Annotated in this window: 24 protein-coding genes and 1 pseudogene; 4 read left to right on the forward strand and 21 right to left on the reverse strand. The window is 32.3% G+C overall.

Going from position 1 to position 20,812, the window contains the following annotated elements; genetic code table 11:
- Positions 1-168: 168 nt before the first annotated feature.
- Both CVD18_RS05665 and CVD18_RS05670 read right to left on the reverse strand, forming a co-directional pair.
- Positions 169-543: a hypothetical protein gene (locus CVD18_RS05665; RefSeq protein WP_103864478.1), complete on the reverse strand. Its 375-nt coding sequence runs from the start codon at positions 541-543 to the stop codon at positions 169-171.
- Between the two features lie 32 nt (positions 544-575).
- On the reverse strand, positions 576-902 hold the full coding sequence (locus tag CVD18_RS05670; RefSeq protein WP_103864479.1) for a roadblock/LC7 domain-containing protein: 327 nt from the start codon (positions 900-902) through the stop codon (positions 576-578).
- Between the two features lie 334 nt (positions 903-1,236).
- On the opposite strand from CVD18_RS05670, the pseudogene CVD18_RS05675 reads away from it, so the two are divergent.
- Positions 1,237-2,099, forward strand: a pseudogene (locus CVD18_RS05675) (IS5 family transposase).
- Between the two features lie 444 nt (positions 2,100-2,543).
- Positions 2,544-3,251 (forward strand): hypothetical protein, encoded by a 708-nt coding sequence (locus tag CVD18_RS05680; protein ID WP_103864481.1) that lies wholly within the window; start codon positions 2,544-2,546, stop codon positions 3,249-3,251.
- Here CVD18_RS05680 and tsaB read toward each other — a convergent pair.
- The 15 genes from tsaB to cyoE form a co-directional block, all read right to left on the reverse strand.
- Positions 3,205-3,867 carry a tRNA (adenosine(37)-N6)-threonylcarbamoyltransferase complex dimerization subunit type 1 TsaB gene (gene tsaB, locus CVD18_RS05685; RefSeq protein WP_103864482.1) on the reverse strand — a complete coding sequence of 221 codons (663 nt, stop codon included), beginning with the start codon at positions 3,865-3,867 and terminating at the stop codon, positions 3,205-3,207. The two genes, CVD18_RS05680 and tsaB, sit on opposite strands and share 47 nt — an antisense overlap.
- Before the next feature lie 101 nt (positions 3,868-3,968).
- Complete coding sequence (locus tag CVD18_RS05690; RefSeq protein WP_103864483.1) at positions 3,969-5,240, reverse strand: efflux RND transporter periplasmic adaptor subunit; 1,272 nt, start codon at positions 5,238-5,240, stop codon at positions 3,969-3,971.
- 73 nt (positions 5,241-5,313) lie between these two features.
- Positions 5,314-6,762 (reverse strand): TolC family protein, encoded by a 1,449-nt coding sequence (locus CVD18_RS05695; RefSeq protein ID WP_103864518.1) that lies wholly within the window; start codon positions 6,760-6,762, stop codon positions 5,314-5,316.
- A 122-nt stretch (positions 6,763-6,884) separates the two neighbouring features.
- Positions 6,885-8,009 carry an efflux RND transporter periplasmic adaptor subunit gene (locus CVD18_RS05700; RefSeq protein WP_103864484.1) on the reverse strand — a complete coding sequence of 375 codons (1,125 nt, stop codon included), beginning with the start codon at positions 8,007-8,009 and terminating at the stop codon, positions 6,885-6,887.
- Positions 8,010-8,047: 38 nt separating this feature from the next.
- Entirely contained in the window at positions 8,048-9,313 is a 1,266-nt protein-coding gene (locus CVD18_RS05705; protein ID WP_369858582.1) for an ABC transporter permease, read from the reverse strand.
- An 85-nt stretch (positions 9,314-9,398) separates the two neighbouring features.
- Complete coding sequence (locus CVD18_RS05710; RefSeq protein ID WP_103864486.1) at positions 9,399-10,628, reverse strand: ABC transporter permease; 1,230 nt, start codon at positions 10,626-10,628, stop codon at positions 9,399-9,401.
- A complete protein-coding gene (locus CVD18_RS05715) occupies positions 10,618-11,322 on the reverse strand; it encodes an ABC transporter ATP-binding protein (protein WP_103864487.1) in 705 nt (234 codons plus the stop codon). Before CVD18_RS05715 ends, CVD18_RS05710 begins: the two co-directional genes overlap by 11 nt.
- 207 nt (positions 11,323-11,529) lie before the next feature.
- Positions 11,530-11,769: a hypothetical protein gene (locus tag CVD18_RS05720; protein ID WP_103864488.1), complete on the reverse strand. Its 240-nt coding sequence runs from the start codon at positions 11,767-11,769 to the stop codon at positions 11,530-11,532.
- 70 nt (positions 11,770-11,839) lie between these two features.
- Positions 11,840-12,382 (reverse strand): DUF420 domain-containing protein, encoded by a 543-nt coding sequence (locus tag CVD18_RS05725; protein ID WP_103864489.1) that lies wholly within the window; start codon positions 12,380-12,382, stop codon positions 11,840-11,842.
- Entirely contained in the window at positions 12,375-13,109 is a 735-nt protein-coding gene (locus tag CVD18_RS05730) for an SCO family protein (protein WP_103864490.1), read from the reverse strand. Before CVD18_RS05730 ends, CVD18_RS05725 begins: the two co-directional genes overlap by 8 nt.
- A gap of 40 nt (positions 13,110-13,149) precedes the next feature.
- Positions 13,150-13,803 carry a hypothetical protein gene (locus CVD18_RS05735; protein ID WP_103864491.1) on the reverse strand — a complete coding sequence of 218 codons (654 nt, stop codon included), beginning with the start codon at positions 13,801-13,803 and terminating at the stop codon, positions 13,150-13,152.
- 136 nt (positions 13,804-13,939) lie between these two features.
- Positions 13,940-14,299, reverse strand: coding sequence for a cytochrome C oxidase subunit IV family protein (locus CVD18_RS05740; RefSeq protein WP_103864492.1), 360 nt, complete (start codon positions 14,297-14,299; stop codon positions 13,940-13,942).
- Between the two features lie 21 nt (positions 14,300-14,320).
- A complete protein-coding gene (locus CVD18_RS05745; RefSeq protein ID WP_103864493.1) occupies positions 14,321-15,304 on the reverse strand; it encodes a cytochrome c oxidase subunit 3 in 984 nt (327 codons plus the stop codon).
- A gap of 139 nt (positions 15,305-15,443) precedes the next feature.
- Positions 15,444-16,025, reverse strand: a complete 582-nt coding sequence (locus tag CVD18_RS05750; protein ID WP_103864494.1) for a cytochrome c oxidase subunit 3 — start codon at positions 16,023-16,025, stop codon at positions 15,444-15,446.
- Positions 16,016-16,918, reverse strand: coding sequence for a heme o synthase (gene cyoE, locus CVD18_RS05755; RefSeq protein WP_103864519.1), 903 nt, complete (start codon positions 16,916-16,918; stop codon positions 16,016-16,018). The genes CVD18_RS05750 and cyoE overlap by 10 nt, the downstream gene beginning before the upstream one ends.
- A 295-nt stretch (positions 16,919-17,213) precedes the next feature.
- Between cyoE and CVD18_RS23090 the strand changes: the two genes are divergently transcribed.
- Together CVD18_RS23090 and CVD18_RS23095 are read left to right on the forward strand one after the other, a co-directional pair.
- Positions 17,214-17,480 carry an MBL fold metallo-hydrolase gene (locus CVD18_RS23090; protein ID WP_233194481.1) on the forward strand — a complete coding sequence of 89 codons (267 nt, stop codon included), beginning with the start codon at positions 17,214-17,216 and terminating at the stop codon, positions 17,478-17,480.
- A gap of 147 nt (positions 17,481-17,627) precedes the next feature.
- On the forward strand, positions 17,628-17,987 hold the full coding sequence (locus tag CVD18_RS23095) for a hypothetical protein (RefSeq protein ID WP_233194482.1): 360 nt from the start codon (positions 17,628-17,630) through the stop codon (positions 17,985-17,987).
- A gap of 143 nt (positions 17,988-18,130) precedes the next feature.
- On the opposite strand, the gene CVD18_RS05765 is transcribed toward CVD18_RS23095, so the two are convergent.
- The 4 genes from CVD18_RS05765 to gcvH all read right to left on the reverse strand — a co-directional run bounded on the left by CVD18_RS05765 (position 18,131) and on the right by gcvH (position 20,624).
- Entirely contained in the window at positions 18,131-18,877 is a 747-nt protein-coding gene (locus CVD18_RS05765) for an energy transducer TonB (protein ID WP_103864495.1), read from the reverse strand.
- 111 nt (positions 18,878-18,988) lie between these two features.
- On the reverse strand, positions 18,989-19,714 hold the full coding sequence (locus CVD18_RS05770) for an energy transducer TonB (RefSeq protein WP_103864520.1): 726 nt from the start codon (positions 19,712-19,714) through the stop codon (positions 18,989-18,991).
- Between the two features lie 132 nt (positions 19,715-19,846).
- Positions 19,847-20,269 carry a VanZ family protein gene (locus CVD18_RS05775; protein ID WP_103864496.1) on the reverse strand — a complete coding sequence of 141 codons (423 nt, stop codon included), beginning with the start codon at positions 20,267-20,269 and terminating at the stop codon, positions 19,847-19,849.
- On the reverse strand, positions 20,241-20,624 hold the full coding sequence (gene gcvH / locus CVD18_RS05780) for a glycine cleavage system protein GcvH (protein WP_103864497.1): 384 nt from the start codon (positions 20,622-20,624) through the stop codon (positions 20,241-20,243). The genes CVD18_RS05775 and gcvH overlap by 29 nt, the downstream gene beginning before the upstream one ends.
- Between the last annotated feature and the right edge of the window lie 188 nt (positions 20,625-20,812).

The following is a 20,812-nucleotide window of genomic DNA, read 5'->3' on the forward strand; positions in this document are numbered from 1 at the left end:
TGAGTCTTTATATCCATTAAATATGTTTCTAATAAAAATACTAAATTTTAACAAAAAGGGAAATTTGTCGTAAACCCCCTTTTTTTGAATTCCTTACTTTTTTAATTAAAATTTTAATTAGTTTAAAACTTCCAATCTCAAAGTTTCATTAGTTAAATTACCTAATGACTATAATTCCTTTACGATATCTTTCTTATACTTCTTCAATAATGCTCTTGTCATTCCAAGGTTTGCTTTATTTGAATCTACAGCAAGGTATATAAAATATTCTGCTTTCTCAGATACATCGATAAGATGAATTTGATCTGTTAGCGTAATCATAATATCTTGGATAGTAGATTTCATCCCCAAAGCTTGTATCGCTTTCATTTTAGCTTTTACTACTTCAAGATTAAAAGTAGATGCTATCTCTGGATCAAAATCTGCTTTATCAGAATGAGATGCATAAGAAACACCTGTGGCAACCTCAGTTACAGATACAGCGATATATCCAGGTACATTTGATTTGATATCATCAACAAATTGATCTAAAAAATTTGACATAATGGTAGTTTTATTATTATATTATTTTTTATTTAAATTGAACTAATTTTTTTGAGAAATAGACCTATTCTTGAATGGTCTTTAGAGAATATCACTGCAATATGATCCGTTTTTAGTCGATTGGCAATCAAGAATCCATCAGAGGCTTTTGCCAGCAGTTGATCTAGCTTACCATTCTCCACATCTATAGACAAATTATTGCACATAGAAAAAGTCATTTCCATCATTGCTGCAATATTTTCTTGATACTCTACATGAGTTGCATCTATTACATTTCCTTTAAGATCTAAAATGAGAGCAGCATCAGCTCCGGTAATTTGAATTACTTCTGTTGAACTTACAAGATGGTCTTTACTCACTGTTTCTTTACTTTATATTAACATTAAATTAACGTTGATTTTGTGAGTTTGTGATTGCATCGACAAAATTACACTTTTTATCGATATAATTCATACAATAAGCCTATTCATTCCTCTTCTAAATAGAAATATTATGCTCATTTTAATTATTTTGTTAATAATTTAATAACACCATCCCCATATCTGAATAGATTAGCACAAGTAGAATCACTAATTAACACAAAATATATGATTATTATATTTCACACAAACACTGCTTTAATTCTCTAAAAACCAGAAAATAGCATTGAACTGATTTAAACTTTTTTTTGAATTGTAAAAACGGGCTGCCGATATTTGCGTTACGACACGTAAATTATTTAAAAGCAGCCCATTATGTACAGCGTACTAGACAAATATACAATAGAAATGGAAATAATTCCACACATACCATTAGCCAAGCGAGGGTTTCCTCCAACAGTTCCCTTAGTTGAGATTGTAAATGCTATACTTTACAAGTTAAAAACAGGAGTTCAATGGCATCAATTACCAACTCAAATTTTCTTTGAAGGAAAATCATTGAGTTGGGAGTCTGTTTACTATCATTACAGAAAATGGTGTGTTAGTGGAGTTTGGAAATCTTGTTGGGTAGGTTTTCTAACTAAGCATAAATCTAACTTTGATCTCTCTAGTGTAGATTTAGATGGTAGTCATACTCCAGCTATTAGAGGTGGAGAACAAGTGGAATATCAAGGAAGAAAAAAACGTAAAACTACCAATGCCCTTTATTTAAGTGATAGACAGGGATTGCCTCTTGCCCTGTCAGAACCTTTAGCAGGTAATCATAATGATCTCTATGATATTGAGACTCAATTCGAGGTAGTAACATCAACATTGGAAGACGCTAATATTTCTATAGAGGGGTTATTTCTCAATGCAGATGCAGGCTTTGACGCCAAGGACTTTAGAAACTCATGTGATAAAAAGGATATTAATGCAAATGTATGTTTCAATAAACGTAATGGAGACCTAGACAGAGGTGAATATTTCGACCAAGAACTTTACAATGAAAGATATGCTATAGAGAGAACCAATGCTTGGATGGATAGCTATAGGTCACTGCTCAATAGGTATGATACTATCGTAACTAGTTGGATAGGTTTTAATTACCTGTCATTCATTGTCATAGCGATTAAAAAATTTAAAAAAAAGAACTAGAAAAAGTTTAAATCACTTCATTTATAAGATAAAAAGATTTATCATTTAATGCGTTTAAAAGTAAATTATTCATTTACTCTTCACTTTCTGAATACACCTAAGATCGCTATTCCCTTTAGAGTTAAATTATTATAAATAACATTAAAAATTAATATTTGTTAAAGCAATTTAATTGAATTTCATAGTACAAAAAACCATTATACAACATAAACCACATGTTAACAATGGTTTACATTATACAAAAACATAGTTTTTCACGGTTTTTCCTCAGTAAAATTATGTGAAACTATGTGAAATATATGTTAAAACGCATTTTTTATTGCTAATAATGAGACACTTGACTTATTGACATTAAATAATTCGCAATAATTTGAACAAAAAGCAATATTATTTGTATTCATTATGTTATTTTTTTAAATTGTTATGACCTAAATAAAGAAAACTATGAGAAAAATACTACTTTTATTATGTTTAGTGATTTCATCTTCACTTTTTGCCCAATTACCCAGAAATTTATTGACACCTACTTCTAGAATTCATATGTATGACGAGTACAATGGTAGTGTTTATATGAAAAGCAGGTACAAAGAATCAAGTGTTATTGATGAAAAATCGGGAACTTTTGATGCCAAACTCAAATACAATATTTTTTCTGATGCTTTAGAATACAATTCAAAATCAGATTTATTTGAGGTCGTTAAATCACCTACAGTTCATGCACGAATAGATGGTGACTATTTTTACTATTGTGACTTCAAAAACCAGAGAAACAGCGACCGGAAAGGATACTATGTATTGGTTGAATTATCAGACAGATATCGTATTTATAAGCGTTTTACACTAAAAATTAAAGATCCACCAGTAAAAACAGGGGTAATAGACGGAATCACTGAGCCTGGATCTATTAGAATGATTACCACCTACTATTTAGAAGAATCTGGTATTATCATGGAATTACCTATGAATAAAAAAGAGATGCTAGCTACATTTAGTGATAAGCAAGATGAGCTAAAAGCATATCTAAAAAAGGAAAGCATTCGCCTAAAAAAGGAAGAAGACCTTATTAGATTAGTAGCAAGATATAATGCATTAAAAAGCACCGATGCTACCCCGTCACAAAGTCTTTTAAGTAATAGGGGTCGAAATAACTAACATCCTCAAAGTCTTGTCCCAAAAATTTAGGATAACTTAACATTGCCATCTCATTTGCAGATGGCAATTTGTTTTGTATAAAAACAGCATTGACATCTTTACAAATTTTTGAAAATTTATCTACTCCGTTACCTATAAAATATACTTTTTTATCTCTTAAATATGTTTGAAAAGAAGTCTCAGTAAGAATCTCAGCTTTTGTTTCTCGAATCTCATCATACCCCTCACTCTTAAAAACCGCTGAATACACCTCCATCCTACGGGCATCTATCATAGGAACTATATAACACTCCTTTTCTTTTATCTGCATAGCTAATGACCCTAAGGTTGGTATCGAAATCAAAGGAATATCCAACGCATAGCAGAGTCCTTTTGCTGCAGAAACACCTATTCTTAATCCTGTATAAGAACCAGGGCCTTTACTAACAGAAATAGCAGAAAGGTCTCTTATATCAATCCCAGCGTCTTTGATTACCTCATTTATAAAGTTATGTAATCGTTCTGCATGAGAATATGAACTATTATAATCTTCTTTGAGTTGAATTATTTTATCACCCTTGGCTAATGCCACAGAGCAATTTGTAGTTGAAGTTTCTATACAAAGAATATAAGCCATCTATCAAATATTTTGAGCAAAGATAACTTAATTAAAAACTATTTTTTTAAACTAATTCTGTCTTAATATAAAAAAAAGAATATATAACGCTAGATGTAATTCTACTGTTTTTTGGGATCAGAGATCGTTACTTTATCACCTGATTTTAATATTTTGGTAACTATATTATAAGGCCCTGTAATAACAGTTTCTCCTACTTTTAAACCGCTTACTACCTCAATATTACCATCATCCTGAATTCCTGTTTTTATCACTCTCAACTTTGCCGTCTCTCCATTTTTTATAAATACACATTCAAATTTTTTATCAGAATTTGAAGTTATTTTTTTCTCAACAGTAGTTTCCTTTATAGTTGTTGTGTCATTTTTTATTACTATCGAACTTATCGGAACCCCAATGATATTTTCTCTTTTTTCTGTGATAACATCAACCGTAGCTGTCATTCCAGGTCGAAACGGAGAATAACTATCGGGTTTACCCTCAATAAGATCGGCATATGATTCTTCAAGAATTCGAACTTTTACTTTAAAATTAGTCACTTGATCGGCACTCATAGTACTTTCTGCAGAATTTGCAATTTCTGTAACAATTCCTTTGAATTTCTTTTTAAGATATGCGTCTACTTCAACAACCGTAGCATCATTAATTTCTACTTTAACAATATCATTTTCATTCACATCCACCTCTACCTCCATATTGTTAAGGTTTGCCACTCTTACAATTTCTGTTCCTGCCATTTGTTGTGTTCCTACTACTCGCTCTCCCAGCTCTACAGATAGCTTTGATATTGTACCTGTCATAGGGGCATAGATAGAGGTTCTACTCAAATTATCTTTGGCTTCATTTACAGTTGCCTGTGCACTTCTCACATTATAATACGCTGATTGTTTGGCCGCTTTTGCTCCCTCATATGAAGATATAGATTTATCCCATTCTGCCTTAGATATCACCCCTTTTTCAAACAGGCCTTTATTACGCTCATAATTTAATTCTGACTCTTTTAAACTTGCTTCTGCTTGTCGTAACCCTGCTCTTATATTCTCTAGAGTTGCTTGTGATCGATTGAGTCCCGACTGAATAATATCTGGGTTAATACGTACCAACAAGTCTCCTTTTTGTACTTGTTGTCCTTCTTTGATAGGTAAATCTATAATCTCTCCTGATACTTCTGACGAAAGCTTTACTTCTACTTCTGGTTGTATTTTTCCTGTAGCAGAAACAGTTTCTATAATATCTATTTTCTCAATTTTTGCAACAGTAACCTCTCTAAAATTTCCACTTTTACCGAACCACCCTGATTTTTTTCCATACACCAGAAGGATCATTAACAGGACTACTGCACTTAAAATAAAAAGTAATTTCTTTGTACTCATAATCTAATTCAATGTTGGTTCTATTGTATTCATATAACTACCTGTCCTTACTCAAGGATCAGAAAACTATACTTTATAATTTTATATCAGCGATCTTTATTCCAAAATAAAGTTCTAATACTTTTAGTTTAAAAATATAATCAAATTTATTACGTACTTCTTGACTTTGTGCATTTTCTAATCTAAATTTTGATTGACTAAAATCAAATGCATTGGTCAATCCTACATCATAACGATCCTTTGCGTACTCATATGCTCTTTCTTGTGCTTTTACAGACACCTGAGCTGCTTCATATGCTTCTGCAGCCCCTTTTGCATCTAAATAGGCTTGATATACGTTACTATCCAGATCTAATTCTGCTTGCTCTAATTGAAACTCGGTACGTTTTACATTTACTTTACTTCGCTTAACAGAATTTCTCACAGTAAACCCATTAAAAACAGGTACTGAGAGTGAAAACCCATAAGAAATACCATCATTGGTATATAATTGATCTATAAAGGGTGCTGCATTTTGTTCTGCAAGAAGAAAATTTGGTGTTTGGCTAATTACATTTTGCCCAGTTCCTTCTACTACTCCTATATTTTGTGTCAATACAGGGTTGTTTGCATCTAAAACTCTAGCAAAAGACTTTGCTCCTGATTCTCTGGTATTATAATTAAAAGAACCATTTAATGTTGGGTAATATGCCCCTCTTGATATTTCAAGATTTTTTTCTGCAATTAGCATATTCTGCTCCGCAATCTGTACTTCATATCTAGACTCTCTAGCTTTTGCGATTACTTGATCTATCGGTTTATTTAATATTTCTGATGCAGGAACCAAATATTCTTGTTCAGCAATATCAAAATCTGCATAATTTTTGATCAGTAATCGTTGTGCTAGCCCTATTAATGCTATTTGTACTGCATTCTCTGCTTGTACGATTCTTGTTAACTCATCTGCAGAGGTAGCTTCAATCTCTAATAAGTCTCCTTGTGGCAATACCCCTGCATCTACTAAATCTTTGGTACGTTGTAATTGCTCTAATGTAATCTCATGTTGTTTCTCTATTACTTTTAGTGATTCTTTATTCAATAGCACTTGCAAATAACTATTTGCTATAAATAATACTATATCATCTTTGGTTTTACCAAGGTTATATTGGCTTAGTAATTTATTTAGTTTTGCTCTTTGAAAAGTTTTTATATTTCTTAGACCACTAAATAATGTTACTCCCATAGACACTCCATAATTTGAACTTCTAAATGTCTGTGTCTTATTTTCATTTGTAATAGGGTCTGTAGACAAACCTGAACTCCAAAAATTGGATGCATTCGCATTTAATGAGGGTAAAAAATTACCCATTGCATCTAACTGATCGATCTTTGAAGCCTCTACATCTAGTGCAGATTGCTTTATAGAAATATTATTCTCTAATGCATATTCTACACACTCTCTTAGTGTCCATTTCTTTTCTTGTGCTTGCATACCCGTAATCCCAAAAAATGCGATACACAAAATTAAAATCTTACTTTTCATAAGTTTAGAATTTAAAGCTTCTTTATATAATGACAACCTGCTTAAATCTCTTACTATTAATTTCATACTATAATATTGGTATATGATTGACTGATGTTGTTACAGATTATTAAAAATTTATTTTAGTCTTGATTTTCTTTACTTTCCTTTTTGATAGGCTCTGTTTTATTCCAGATTTTAATATTTTCTTTTTCAGTTATTCCTGATAAAATTTCAACATTAATTCCATCAGAAAGTCCTATTTCTATATCTCTTCTTTCAAACTCTTGATCTCCTGTTTCTATCTCTACATAAGGGTCTTCTGTTTCTTTATCAAATTGTAATAGAGCTTCTTTTATAGCTAAAATATCTTGTTTTGTATCTAATACTATTGAGGCGTTTGCACTATATCCTGCTCTAATAAAATATGACTTATCTAGAAATACTTCTCCTTCAATTTTAAATTGAACGGCTCCTTGTTCTTCACTTCCCTTAGGTGCAATAAATTTTAGTTTTGCATCAAATTCTTTATCTCTTATTGCTCCTAGGCTAACATTGAGTGGCATATCTATTTTTAATTTATTTACTTCTGCCTCATCTACTTTCCCTTCAAAAATCATTTTATTTAAATCTGCAATAGTAGCAATTGTTGTCCCGTCATTAAAATTATTACTCTCGATTACCTGATCTCCTTCTTTTACTGGTATCTCTAGGATAGTTCCTGATACAGTTGCTCGAATATTGGTATTAGCCATAGAAGAGCCTCCTGCCGACCCTACTCGTATAATTTGAAGATCACTTCTTGAATTAGATAAATCCTGCTTTGCCTGATTATATTGTAAATTTATATTATTAAAATCCTGACTTGAAATAACACCTTTATCAAAAAGTGCTTTATTTCTATCATATTCCACTTTGGCATTATCCAAAACGATTTTCGAGTTTTTGACACGGCCTCTGGCACTGTTTAATGATTGCTCATTGGGCACCACTTTTACTTTTGCTATTAGATCTCCCGTTTTTATGGAATCTCCTTCTTCGACATAAATTTTTTCTATAATTCCTGAAATCTGAGGCTTGATCTGCACTTCATCTTCTGGAACTACTTTTCCTGTTGCCACGGTTTTTTCTTCAATCGATGTTCTAAACGCTTTTTCGGTAGTAAATACAATTGGTGATTTACTATTAGAGTCGATTAAGTATTTTCCTGAAAAACCAAGCGCAACTACTAATAACACTACTAACAGGATTTTAAAAAACTTTTTCATCTGATTTCTGATTGATTTGATTATTCTAAATTATTATTTTATTCTTCTCTTAATGCTTCTATTGGCCTAATACTTACGGCTTTTTGTGCAGGAATAAGACCTATTAAAGTTCCTAATAACACGATCGCTAATAGTGCTCCTGTTGCAGCAAAGAAATCTACTGTTGGGTTCAAAATAGGTATATCATCATTATTGCCTATTGCTGTATTAATCCCCCAAAGTAATAAGGTTCCAAAAATAAAGCCCAACAATCCTGCTACAAAAGTAAGCATGATTGACTCCAACATGATCTGCCCTCTTACTTCTGCGGGAGTTGCCCCAAGTGCTCTACGTACTCCTATTTCTCTTGTACGTTCTTTTACAGTAATCAAAAGAACATTACCTATCGCTATTACACCTGCAATAAGAGTGGCAATACCTACAATATAGGTAATCAGTCTCATCCCCGATAAAAACCCATTTACTTTTGCCACCTCTTTACCCAAATTAAAACTCCCAAAAGCTTGTGTATCTTCTGCATGTACATTATGCATTCTTTTGAGCAATGTTTTTATAGTTTTTTCTGTATCTACAATATTTCTATCTGCTTTGGCAGTAATAACCATCCAGGATATATCTTTTCCTTGATTGAAAATTTTCTGAAATGTAGTGAATGGTAAAAAAATAGAGTCATTCCCTTCAAATCCAGTTTGAGTAGGCTTATACACTCCTATAACCTTAAAATAAATTCCATTGACCTTAACATACCCTCCTATTGGATCTTCATCTTTTTCATAAAATTGCTTATAGATATCTTCACCTATAACACAAACTTTACGCTCATACTTTATATCTTCTTCATTAATAAATCTTCCTCCGTCAAATATTTTTTTCTTTGACACTTTATCTATTGTTGGATAATCCCCAAATATTTTGAAAGCTCCAGATTTAGATCCTTTTACAAATTGACCAGGAGGAGTTCCCCATTGCCCTGTAACATTACGCGGAGTAATATACTCTATACCAGATACTTTTGATTTTAATTCCTCGACATCATCTAGTGTAAGTTGCATTCTACGTCCTCTTTTGAAACCTTCATTAGGTATACTAGTTTGTTGTCCCCAAAGAAACATTGTATTGGTTGCAAAGTCATTAAACTGGCTTCTAAAGCTATTGTCTAGACCTTTTGCCATTCCTAAAAGAAATACAAACAAAAACACCCCCCAAGTCACTCCAATAACTGTAATTATTGTTCTGATCTTATTTTTGCGAATCGCGCCATAAATCTCTTGCCAAGTATCTCTCTCAAATATAAATTTCATCATGTTATATCTATGGGTTCATAATTAATAGACAACATCACTTATGCAATATTTACCTACCTACTAGTTTGTTTATTTCTGATATCTATTACTCATCTCTCAAAGCAATTATTGGTTTTATTCGTGCTGCTCTTCTTGCTGGGATATATCCCGCCAAAAGTCCAAAAAAGATCAGCACCATTGTTGCAACCATGATCACCCCTGTATCTACTTTAGGATTAAGAATAAAAAACTTCTCAAGATTATTTCCTATCAATTTTAACACCAAAATTCCTAAGATTAACCCTAGATACCCAGCTATTGATGTTATTAGGACAGATTCTTGTAATACCATTGCTATAATTGATCTTGGTGATGCTCCTAATGCTTTTCTGATTCCTAATTCCTTGGTACGCTCTTTTACGCTAAAAGTCATAATATTACCAATCCCAATTACTCCTGAAATGAGGGTACCTATACCAATAACAAATATGATCATATAAATACCCCCTAGAATTACCATAGTGTCTTTGATATCTTCTGCAAAACTTTCTACTCTAACTCCACTTTGATCTTCGGGTGCTACCTTTAATCTTTCTTTTAAATCTTCTTCTATTTTTTTTGAAAATGCAATGGCTTGTTCTGTGCTCATTGCCATATTATAAGAAAGATTTATCTGATTTACATGGTCATTATTACCATAAAGTAATTGTACTGTTTTATAGGATATATAAATCAAACGTTCTTCATTATCACCTCCACTATCTTGAAAAACACCTATTATTTTATACGGTATTCCATCTATGTCTAGCATTTTTCCCAGAGCGCTTTCTTTTTTGAAGAGATCTTTTTCTACAAGTCTTCCTATAACAATATTCTTGGTACGATCATTAATATCTGCCTGATTGAGATACCTACCTTTCATCATTATTGTTTTCTCAAGATATTGATGATCTGGACTTACAGCCCTTATATTATACGTTCCTGATTCTTTTTTGTATTTTGCCGTACCTCCCCTATATACTCTAGGAGTAATAAATTCTACTTGACCTGGATAATTGTTTTTCACAAATTCTAGATCTTCGTTTTTAAACTGAATTTTTCTATTTTCTTGAAAACCTTTATATGCCTTAGAAGTATTACCACTACGGATGAATATACCATTTTGGGCATCATCAACAAAGCTGCTTAAAAAACTATTAAGAAGACCATTACCCAATCCCAATAATATGGTAAAAATCAAAATCCCTAATGCTACTGTAAATCCTGAAAGAAATGTACGTAACTTATTCTTTCCTATTGCTTCAAATATTTCGCTCCATCTATCTCTATCGAACATATTGAGAAGCTCTTATTTGTTCTACCTTTTTATCTTCTACAATAACACCATCTTTGAGATGTACAATTCTTTTGCACATATCTGCGATATCAGGTTCATGAGTAACTACCAGTATTGTTTTTCCTTCATCATTGATGGTTTGTATAATATCCATTACTTCATAAGATGTTTTACTATCCAATGCTCCTGTAGGTTCATCTGCCAATAACACTTTTGGATCTGCTGCTAGTGCTCTAGCTATAGCAACACGTTGTTTTTGCCCACCAGAGAGTTCACTTGGCAAATGCGTTGCCCATTCTGCTAACCCAACTTTACCCAAATACTCCAATGCTCTATCTATTCTTTCTTTGCGTTTTTTGCGTTGATAGTACAGCGGCAAAGCCACATTTTCTAAAGCTGTTTTGTAGTTAATTAAATTGAAAGATTGAAAAACAAACCCTAGAAACTGATTACGATATTGCGCTGCTTTGGTTTCGTTTAACCCTTCGATAGGAACGTTATCTAAAAAGTAGGTTCCGCTATCAGCTTCATCAAGCATCCCCAAAATATTCAGTAATGTAGATTTCCCTGAACCAGATGACCCCATAATTGCAACTAATTCCCCTTCTTTTACATTAAAATCTATCCCTTTTAGTACATGAAGAGAATTGCTCCCCATTTGGTAAGATTTATGTAAGTCTTTTATTTCAATCATAATACCGGATTAAGATTTGCAAGGCATAAAATCACACCTTAATAAAACTAAGACTCACTAACAAGATCACTTATTATATTTGGTTCATCTTCTAATTTTCCCTTGAAGATTTTTGACAGGTTAGTGTAGTCATGTTAGATAAGACTATCAAGGTTACATTTTTGTTACACAAAATTCTGTTAGAGAAATGTTAAAAAATTAAGAATCTTATAAAGGTTTATTTTTCGAATTGGTAGATTTCTTTTTATTTCGATAAATAAAATACCCTACAACCCCTATTAACACATAAGGGATAATCATTAAATACACAATACCATTATTAATACCTTTTGCAGCTTCTTGGCCTTCTTCGTTTTGTAGAACGGCTCTACACATCGCGCACTGTGCCTCTGCAGGAATAACACACATTAAAAACAAAACTATGACACAAAAAACTTTTACTTGCATATGTACTATTCTTTTTGTTTTTATATTACCTCTTCTACTACTTATTATCTTACAAAGACATTACTTTTTTTTAGACGTAGTAAGGGGATATCATAAAATATACCACCACACCAGTAATAGCTACATACAACCAAATAGGAAAGGTCACTTTTGCTATTTTTCGGTGTTTATCAAATCTTTTAGCTAGTGCTTTAACATAAGTAATTAACACAAAAGGGATCACTGCAATCGATAATATAATATGGGTTATCAATATAAAATAATAAACATATCGTATCATACCTTCTCCTCCAAATTTTGTAGAATCACTGGTCATATGGTACGCGATATACATAAGCAAGAACATTACAGAACACACTATTGCAGTTTTCATAAGTTTTTCATGTAATGCAATATTCTTATTTTTTACCGCCCATAAAGCGGCTATTAACACTAGTGCTGTTAAACCATTCATGCTTGCATAGATAGGAGGTAAAAAAGTAAGTGGTTCTACATCAAACCCCAGTCTTCTTAAATTGACACCAAACAATACTGCTACCACAAGAGGTATTACTATCGATAGTATTACAATCCACTTATTATATTTTTTCTCTACTGCTGAAAGGTTACTCATTCTCTTTTAATAATTTCTTTATATCTTCTAATAAGATTGTAATCTGTTCTTCTTCTCCATTTTCATCTTCTTCCTCATCAACTCCTATAGTTCCTCTATAATAAATCAAAGGGTTCCCAGAGGCATCATACCTAGACCTTATATATCCTTGCTGATCTATCAATGCAAAGTAGCCATTATGCTCAAATCCTCCTGGTACATCAGGATTTTCTGCTGCATAAATATTAAACCCAGTATTAGCCAGCTCATAAATATCTTCTCTATCACCTGTAAGAAAATGCCAATCAGGATCTGTTACCTTATAATTTTCAGCATATTTCTTGAGTCTTCGTGGAGTATCGATTTTTGGATTAATCGTAAACGAAGCTATCCCAAATTTATCATAGTCTTTTAACTTATTCTGAAGGTAGACTAAATTTTTATTCATCCTTGGGCATATTGTAGGACAACTGGTAAAGAAAAACTCAACCACAAATACTTTTCCTTTATAATCATGATTCGTTATCAAAGTACTATCCTGATCTAAAAAAGCAAACTCTGGTATTTTTTTTAATGCATCATTAATCTTTATATACCCTAATTTCTCATTAGCTATAGGATTACCAGCACTCATTCTATCATTTTTTACAATAGAAGAGCCTTTTACCCTATCTACAATTTTAGGAATGAAAATTATACCAAAAATCAATATGACAAATGATACACCAACGTATGAATACTTTTTCATTGTTTTCTTTATTAGTTTAAGGAAGTAGTGTTCTCAAAATTTATTCCCCTTTACGATTTGCCTTATATTTTTTTAATGCAAGGCGGTATTCTGCAAGAACCACTTTTACATCATCAACCATTACATTTGATAAATCGGCTACCGAACTGGCATCATATCCATACACTATTTTTTCACCTTCTTTAAGAGCACCATCTCTACCACGTAATCCTTTACTTTTATCTATTATATAGACATATTGTGTCGCTAGATTAGCATCTAATTCATGTGTGGTCTTAAGGCTTTTAAATAAGCTTTTTAAACTCTCAGGAGTTCCAAAAAGAAAATTCCAACCAGAAACATCTGCTATATTCCCTAATTCATCCAGCAACTTCTTTGCCTCTTCTTCACTACCATATGGTAAAACCATTACAAATTGAAAGTCTCTAAATCCATGGTTTTTTTTATAAATCTTCTGATTTAGATTAAACGCATTCCCTTGTTTATTATAAATATCTTTTCCTAAAAAACCTAAAACAGTAATTTTTTTATCAAAACTAACTTCTTTAGCGTGTAAGCTCTCAAAGTTTTTAAGGTCTCCTATTGATTCAGTAAGTATAGGGAGTTTTGCAAAATTATGTACCCCAGAAGCAAAAAACAAATAGGCTACCAACGGCAACATAAACAAGATTCCTAAGACAAGAATTTTTTTCATTTGACAAACAAACAATTTGAAATTATCTCTGAATTACACTCAACAAGAACTGGTTCAGAACAATGGTACAAAAATAAAAAAGACGGTTCAAAAAACCGCCCTTTTACAATGCTTTTAACTTATATCATATCAGCAATTAAAAGTCCCAGCTTTTATAACCAGCTCTAAAGATTTCATACACATAATCTCCTTCTGTCAATAGAATAAATATCAAATAACAGATTAGAAAAATTCCTGTCCAAACAACTGACCTTCTCAAGCCTTTTGTCTCTCCATCCATGTGCATAAATGACCAAGTAATATAATATGCTTTATAAATTGTAAGAATTATAAAAATCCAGTTCAATAGTTTCATACTAATAAAAGTAGTTTCTATCAAAAATGCAGGTTTTATAATACCTAAAATAACTTCTACTATTGTAACAACAGATAACAGTATAAATACTTTCCATATTTTTCCTGTATTCGATTCGTGATGCGCTATATCGTGTGCCATTTTATATCTACTATATTTTTATTAAACAAGGTAAAAGAATGTAAATACAAATACCCATACCAAATCTACAAAGTGCCAGTATAAACCAACCTTTTCTACCATCTCGTAATTCTTTCTTTTCTCATATGTTCCTAGAATTACATTTATAAAAATGATGATATTAATTATTACTCCTGAAAATACGTGAAAACCGTGAAAACCAGTAATAAAGAAAAAGAAGTTAGCAAATAGCGGATTCCCATATTCGTTATGCACCATATTGGCACCTTCTACGATCCCTATGACATCTCCATTCAACCTCTTTAAAGATTCTTCTCTTGTCAAAATAGTTTTTGCTCCTTTTTCTGTAAGTATTTGAGTTCTCAACAACAAATCTTTATTTTTAGAAAAACCAGCTTTTATTTCTTCTACGCTAAACGCAGGAAGTACTTTTTCCTTATCATACCAAACCCCATTTTTATTCTCATGTTGAACTCTTTCATTATGGGTATTTACTATGGCAATATCCTTTAGCGCGACTCTATGACCCTCTGCATCTACAAATTGCAATATTTGTCCACCTCTGGTCTCTACTGCTCCATATTCACCTTTTATAAAATTCTTCCACTCCCATGCTTGTGACCCTACAAAAATAAATCCTCCTATAATTGTTAAGAACATATAAAGAATTACTTTTTTCTGTTTCATCTGATGACCAGCATCTACTGCTAACACCATAGTTACAGATGAGAATATAAGAACAAAAGTCATCAATGCTACATAATACATTGGCGCATCTACTCCATGCAAAAACGGAAAGTGATTAAAAACTTCATCAGCTATTGGCCAAGAGTTTATAAACTTAAATCTTGAAAATCCATATGCGGCAAGAAAACCTGAAAATGTAAGTGCATCCGAAAGGATAAAAAACCACATCATCATCTTACCATAACTTACTTTGAGTGGCTCATTGCCTCCTCCCCAGATTTTATCTTCAGTACCTGTTTTAGTAACAGCTGTTTCCATATAAAGAATTTGGTGTTGTTAAATTTTCCACAAAAATAATCAATTTTATCATTTCATCTGCTCAATTTTATTTTTTAATTGTTGCAAATGCTATTCTTTAAAACAATCTCTTTTATAGAATTACATCGATATAAAAAGATCATTTTACAAAATACAAGAACAAAAAGAGATAAACCCACAGAAAATCAACAAAATGCCAATACATTGCACCTAGTTCTAATCCTAAAGTTTTACCTGTTTTATATTTTTGTTTAAAATGATTATAAATTACAATTAAAAGCACAATAATCCCACCTAGTATATGTGCCAAATGAGTCACTACAATCACAAACATAAATGTAGAAACAATATTAGAGGTAGGCCCTGTAAAATGATACCCTTGCTGTATGATATCTCCAAAACCTTCGAACTGCAAAAACACAAACACAATTCCTAAAGCTAGTGTAGACAACAATAAAAGAGAAGCCAACTTACGGTTATTATTTTCTATAGCTTTTTTTACATAATAAAATGTAATACTACTTGCTATAATCACTATAATACTATACACAAAAGCACTAGGAAACACAAGATCTGTCGCCCAATCTTTTCTACTTTTACTTACAACATAAGCACTGGTAAGTCCTGCAAAAACCATTGCCATACTAATCATAGCAAACCACATCATTGTCTTTTTTGCTCTATCTATCTTTTCTTTTGTTGTCCCTTGTGTTAAATCCATATTCTAATAAATTTATCTGCTACATAAATAACCTGCAACAATGTAATATACAAGACACTCATCAACATTAATTGTTTTGCTGTCTTTGCGTCTCTAATTTTATATAAACTAATAGCAAATCTTAATAAAACAAAGCCCAATAACAAAATAATCACTCCCGAAACTGGCGTGATATAAAGTTTCCCTGTGACTCCAAATACAGGTATTAACGATGTCACCACTGTCCACACTGTATAAATAATAACTTGCACTGCTGTTCCTTTATCTCTTTTCCCTGTAGGAAGCATAAAAAAGCCTCCTTTTTCATAATCATCATACAAGAACCATCCGATAGCCCAAAAATGAGGGAATTGCCAAAAAAACTGAACCATAAATAATGTCCCTGGCTCTATCCCAAAATCATTGGTTGCAGCTACCCACCCTAACATAAAAGGGATTGCTCCTGGAATTGCTCCTACAAAAACAGATAATGGAGTTTTTGTCTTTAACGGTGTATATAAACTAACATATAAAAATATAGAAATCGCTCCAAACATTGCTGTTTTAGGGTTTATTGAATAGAGTACTGATATTCCTGCAATAGTAAAAATAGTTGCAATAACAAATGCTGTATTTACCGTCATTCTACCAGATGGTATTGGTCTATTTCTAGTCCTATCCATTAATTTATCTAAATCTCGTTCTATAATCTGATTAAAAGCATTGGATGCTCCAACCATAAAATACCCTCCTATAGCTAGAAGAACAAGGGTACTCCAAGAAACAGTATCTACTCCTAGTAAATATCCCGCAACAGAAGAAAAAACAACACTTAACGCCAAGCGCATTTTTGTAATTTCCTTAAAATCCTGAACTACAGATATTTTTGAAGTATTTATTTGGGTCACGCTCAAGTTTTGCACGTTTTCTAAAATAGCATTTTTTAAAAGTGGTGCAAAGATATACCTTAAAAGCGTTTTAGACAACTTATAACTACTTATAATTCACCTTTTAACAACTACTCACACTCCAGACAACATATCCACACACTCAACTCACAGAACATTTTGATAATCAAATTAGTAGGAAAAGTAATTTTTTTATATAAAAAAACTACTGCTTCTTGGGATAATACTTTTACCCCTAGCCTCTATAGCACAAAAACAGAGTCAAACAATCACTATTGACTCAATATCCAAAAACATTTATATGCTTACTGGGCAAGGTGGTAATATTACCATCTTCAAAAACGAAAAAGGTTTATTTATCATAGACGATCAATTTGCAAGGTTATCCAACCAGATTCTTTCTAGTTTAAAAACGATAAGTGACCAACCTGTTACCACAGTAATTAACACTCATTTTCATGGCGACCACACTGGAGGCAATGAGAATATGGCTAATAATGGCGCTACAATTTTTGCTCAAAAAAATGTGAGGTCAAGAATGAAAAAGCAACAACAACAAAAAAGGTAACGTTACTCCTTCTTCATTACCAGTAATCACCTTTAATGAAGATTTTCAACTATATTTAAAAACGAAAATATTAATGCTTTCCACGTACACAATGCACATACAGATGGGGATGCTCTTATCTATTTTGTAAACGGAAATGTATTACACATGGGAGACACATTTTTTAATGGTCGTTATCCATATATAGACTTAAAATCTGGTGGTAGCATCAAAGGATACATAAAAGCCATAGAAAAAGCTTTACTCATTGTTAATGAAGATACCAAAATCATACCTAGACATGGGAAGTTGTCGAACAAAAAGGAGCTTAAAACATTCTTAGAAATGCTAAAAGAAATTACTAATTCAATTAAAAAAGAAATAGAACTCGGCAATACCGAAGAAGTAATTATGAAAAACGCTTCTCTCACTAGTAACTATGATGCAAAAGGATACGGTGATGGCTTTATCAATTCTACACAGATACTAAAAACCATTTACACTAGCTTAACCAAAAAAGAAGAATAACCAAAGCTTCATTACAAAAAGCAGTTTAGCACATACTTTATCTCTTCTAAAGCAAAAAACTTATGATCGTATTTAAATAAATCCAAAGAAGAACTGGTGTCACAAAAAAAACCTACTGATTTACACAGCAGGCTTTTCTAATTTTAATTTTGCACCTTAAAAACAATTGGCAACTGATACCTAACTGTTACTGCTCTATCTCTCTGCATACCTGGAGTCATTTTAGGAAATTTTGCAACCACTCTCTTAGCTTCTTTTACTAATGAAGGGTGTGGAGCTCTAGCCATAATATTTTGTATTGTTCCGTCTTTATACACCTCAAACTGAACATAAATACGCTGTAATCCTTTTAAACCTAAATCTTCACCTAAGTCTGTATTGAATTTTTTAGCAACCACCCTTTTAATCTTATCAGAAAAACAAGAGGCTCTTTCTGAGTTTGTTTTTAGCTTTTCACAACCTGGAAAAACTGGAACATACTCTACAGCTACAAATGGCAACACTTCTGGCTCATCAATACCATCTGGCTCTACATCTATAATAGAACTGGGATCTATTGGATCTGAACTTACAGGATCATTTACAAATTCTTTCCTTGCCTCGCTTATCTTCTTATGATCATCTATTACGGTAAACTTCTCTGGGTCTGCTACTGGCTTTGATCGCTTCTCAACAATCTCTGCTGACTTAGGAGCCTCATAAACCTTATAAACCCCACTCCAATCAGCAATAGGCTCATCAATAATAAGACTTTGTTCATTACTTACTACAACTGGCGTAGCAGTATACACCTCAAACATTACATAGGTAAATAATAGACTTGCTATAAGTCCGATCTGAAAGTTTACCAATGCACTTTTTCGTACATTAGCATCATGCTTGTTACTCATACTATTTAGTTTTAACGTTACAATTAAAATCTAAATCAACAAGCATACCAAAAAAAGAATCCCGTCTACATAAATGTAACGGGATTCTCATATATAAGAAATATTTTTTATCTAGTCCTGCACTTGGAAAACTATAGGTAAAGAATACAGTACTCCTACTGCTTTTCCTCTTTGCTTCCCTGGAGTCATCTTAGGCAATAACTTTACCACTCTCTGTGCTTCTTTTTGTAATCTTGGGTGTGGAGCTCTTGCCTTAACACCTACAATATTACCACTTCTATCAATCTTAAACTGTACATATATTCTATTTACACCAGAAAGACCAAGTTCACTACCAATATCTGTATTAAATTTACGGTTAACAAATTTCTTAACCTTCTCACTCATACATTTTTTCTTGGCATTATTATTTCCTGCACCTTCACAACCAGGAAAAACTGGTACATTCTCAATAACTGCAAATGGCACATCTGCTATTACTTCTTCTTCTTCAGTATCTTCTATCTCTTCAACCTCTACAATTTCTTCTTTCAGATCGGTTTCAGTATCATCAATAATAGTTTCTTCTACCTCAGCCTCATCCTCAACTACATCTATAACCTCTGGAGCAGGTGGCGGCGGTGGAGGAGGTGGTGGTGTATTCAGAGTCTGAGTAATTGGCACGTCTTCTTCTTCCAATTCATCAAGATTAACCTGACCAATATCAATGGCTGTTCTCTCATAGGTTTTCCACTCTATTCCTTGCCATGTTATAAAAAGTACTAAAATAAGTCCTAATTGAAGGAATAAGATACTTTTTTTAGTTAAATCTGCTTTTGGATTTTTCTTTGGTTCCATATTTATAATCGTTATAGGATTGCTAAAATAGCTAAATTCTTTTGTAATTTCCAACTAAAGACAAAAATGTAAATCAAAAAAATATTTTTTTAACTTTTATCTTCGCTCTTTTTGATCAAAAAAAAACTTTATCTAATTGATATTCTGCTTATTTCGCTTATATTTTATTATTGTAGCTCTAAACATCACAATAACAAGGGCAGCAAAAATCGTTCCACTTGTGTTTGCAACTACATCATACCACTCTGGGCTACGATACGTTGTAAGAGAAGCTTGTAACAACTCCATCAGCATACCGTACAATATACATATGATTGAAGCCATTAGCAGGCTTTGTTTTAAACTCTTATTTACTATTTCTGAAAAAAACAAAAATAAAAACCAAGCTCCACAAAAAACAGTATAGGCAATAAAATGCCCAATCTTATCACTCCCTTCAATTTTAAACTCAACTGGGGTTACAAGTTTTGCTAGTGACACCCAGGTTAATAATATTGTAAGGATAATAAGTTGGCACAAAAGAAATTTATGCCCCAATAACTTCTGTATAATCATCGGCAGATAGTAATAGATTGGCTACTTTAGAAACATCAGATATCTTTACTTTTACCATCCATCCAGCTCCATAAGGATCGCTATTCACCAATTCAGGCTCACTTTCTAAAGCCTCATTAAACTCTATAATTTCTCCTTTTAATGGCAAAAACAAATCAGATACAGTTTTTACAGCTTCTACTGTTCCAAAAACTTCTTGTTCTCCTAGTTCTTCACCAACTGTTTCTACTTCTACATACACGATATCACCTAATTCGCCTTGTGCAAAATCGGTAATTCCAATTGTAGCTACATCACCGTCAATTTTGATCCATTCATGATCTTTCGTATACTTTAAATCTGCAGGAATATTCATTCGAAAAATTTTATGAGTTGTTAATATTATGAGGACGAAAATAAATCTATTTTATTAAATTACAGAAAAACATGATAAAAAATTATCAAAAAACAATTATCTAGCTTTTCTTCTAAAAAAATAAACCTACTTGAATTTAAAATTTATTGTTTTTCAGAAAGAAATTTCCTTCAAAACCTTATTGCAAA

This window comes from Aquimarina sp. I32.4 (genome assembly GCF_002924285.1).
In the GTDB taxonomy this organism is placed as follows: domain Bacteria; phylum Bacteroidota; class Bacteroidia; order Flavobacteriales; family Flavobacteriaceae; genus Aquimarina.

What these genes read in the sequence shown, in the direction of transcription:
- CVD18_RS05665 (WP_103864478.1), bottom strand. Translation starts at nt 543, where the DNA reads ATGTCAAATTTTTTAGATCAATTTGTTGATGATATCAAATCAAATGTA.
- CVD18_RS05680 (WP_103864481.1), top strand. Translation starts at nt 2,544, where the DNA reads ATGAGAAAAATACTACTTTTATTATGTTTAGTGATTTCATCTTCACTT.
- tsaB (WP_103864482.1), bottom strand. Translation starts at nt 3,867, where the DNA reads ATGGCTTATATTCTTTGTATAGAAACTTCAACTACAAATTGCTCTGTG.
- CVD18_RS05690 (WP_103864483.1), bottom strand. Translation starts at nt 5,240, where the DNA reads ATGAGTACAAAGAAATTACTTTTTATTTTAAGTGCAGTAGTCCTGTTA.
- CVD18_RS05695 (WP_103864518.1), bottom strand. Translation starts at nt 6,762, where the DNA reads ATGAAAAGTAAGATTTTAATTTTGTGTATCGCATTTTTTGGGATTACG.
- CVD18_RS05700 (WP_103864484.1), bottom strand. Translation starts at nt 8,009, where the DNA reads ATGAAAAAGTTTTTTAAAATCCTGTTAGTAGTGTTATTAGTAGTTGCG.
- CVD18_RS05705 (WP_369858582.1), bottom strand. Translation starts at nt 9,313, where the DNA reads ATGATGAAATTTATATTTGAGAGAGATACTTGGCAAGAGATTTATGGC.
- CVD18_RS05710 (WP_103864486.1), bottom strand. Translation starts at nt 10,628, where the DNA reads ATGTTCGATAGAGATAGATGGAGCGAAATATTTGAAGCAATAGGAAAG.
- CVD18_RS05715 (WP_103864487.1), bottom strand. Translation starts at nt 11,322, where the DNA reads ATGATTGAAATAAAAGACTTACATAAATCTTACCAAATGGGGAGCAAT.
- CVD18_RS05720 (WP_103864488.1), bottom strand. Translation starts at nt 11,769, where the DNA reads ATGCAAGTAAAAGTTTTTTGTGTCATAGTTTTGTTTTTAATGTGTGTT.
- CVD18_RS05725 (WP_103864489.1), bottom strand. Translation starts at nt 12,382, where the DNA reads ATGAGTAACCTTTCAGCAGTAGAGAAAAAATATAATAAGTGGATTGTA.
- CVD18_RS05730 (WP_103864490.1), bottom strand. Translation starts at nt 13,109, where the DNA reads ATGAAAAAGTATTCATACGTTGGTGTATCATTTGTCATATTGATTTTT.
- CVD18_RS05735 (WP_103864491.1), bottom strand. Translation starts at nt 13,803, where the DNA reads ATGAAAAAAATTCTTGTCTTAGGAATCTTGTTTATGTTGCCGTTGGTA.
- CVD18_RS05740 (WP_103864492.1), bottom strand. Translation starts at nt 14,299, where the DNA reads ATGGCACACGATATAGCGCATCACGAATCGAATACAGGAAAAATATGG.
- CVD18_RS05745 (WP_103864493.1), bottom strand. Translation starts at nt 15,304, where the DNA reads ATGGAAACAGCTGTTACTAAAACAGGTACTGAAGATAAAATCTGGGGA.
- CVD18_RS05750 (WP_103864494.1), bottom strand. Translation starts at nt 16,025, where the DNA reads ATGGATTTAACACAAGGGACAACAAAAGAAAAGATAGATAGAGCAAAA.
- CVD18_RS23090 (WP_233194481.1), top strand. Translation starts at nt 17,214, where the DNA reads ATGCTTACTGGGCAAGGTGGTAATATTACCATCTTCAAAAACGAAAAA.
- CVD18_RS23095 (WP_233194482.1), top strand. Translation starts at nt 17,628, where the DNA reads ATGGGAGACACATTTTTTAATGGTCGTTATCCATATATAGACTTAAAA.
- CVD18_RS05765 (WP_103864495.1), bottom strand. Translation starts at nt 18,877, where the DNA reads ATGAGTAACAAGCATGATGCTAATGTACGAAAAAGTGCATTGGTAAAC.
- CVD18_RS05770 (WP_103864520.1), bottom strand. Translation starts at nt 19,714, where the DNA reads ATGGAACCAAAGAAAAATCCAAAAGCAGATTTAACTAAAAAAAGTATC.
- CVD18_RS05775 (WP_103864496.1), bottom strand. Translation starts at nt 20,269, where the DNA reads ATGATTATACAGAAGTTATTGGGGCATAAATTTCTTTTGTGCCAACTT.
- gcvH (WP_103864497.1), bottom strand. Translation starts at nt 20,624, where the DNA reads ATGAATATTCCTGCAGATTTAAAGTATACGAAAGATCATGAATGGATC.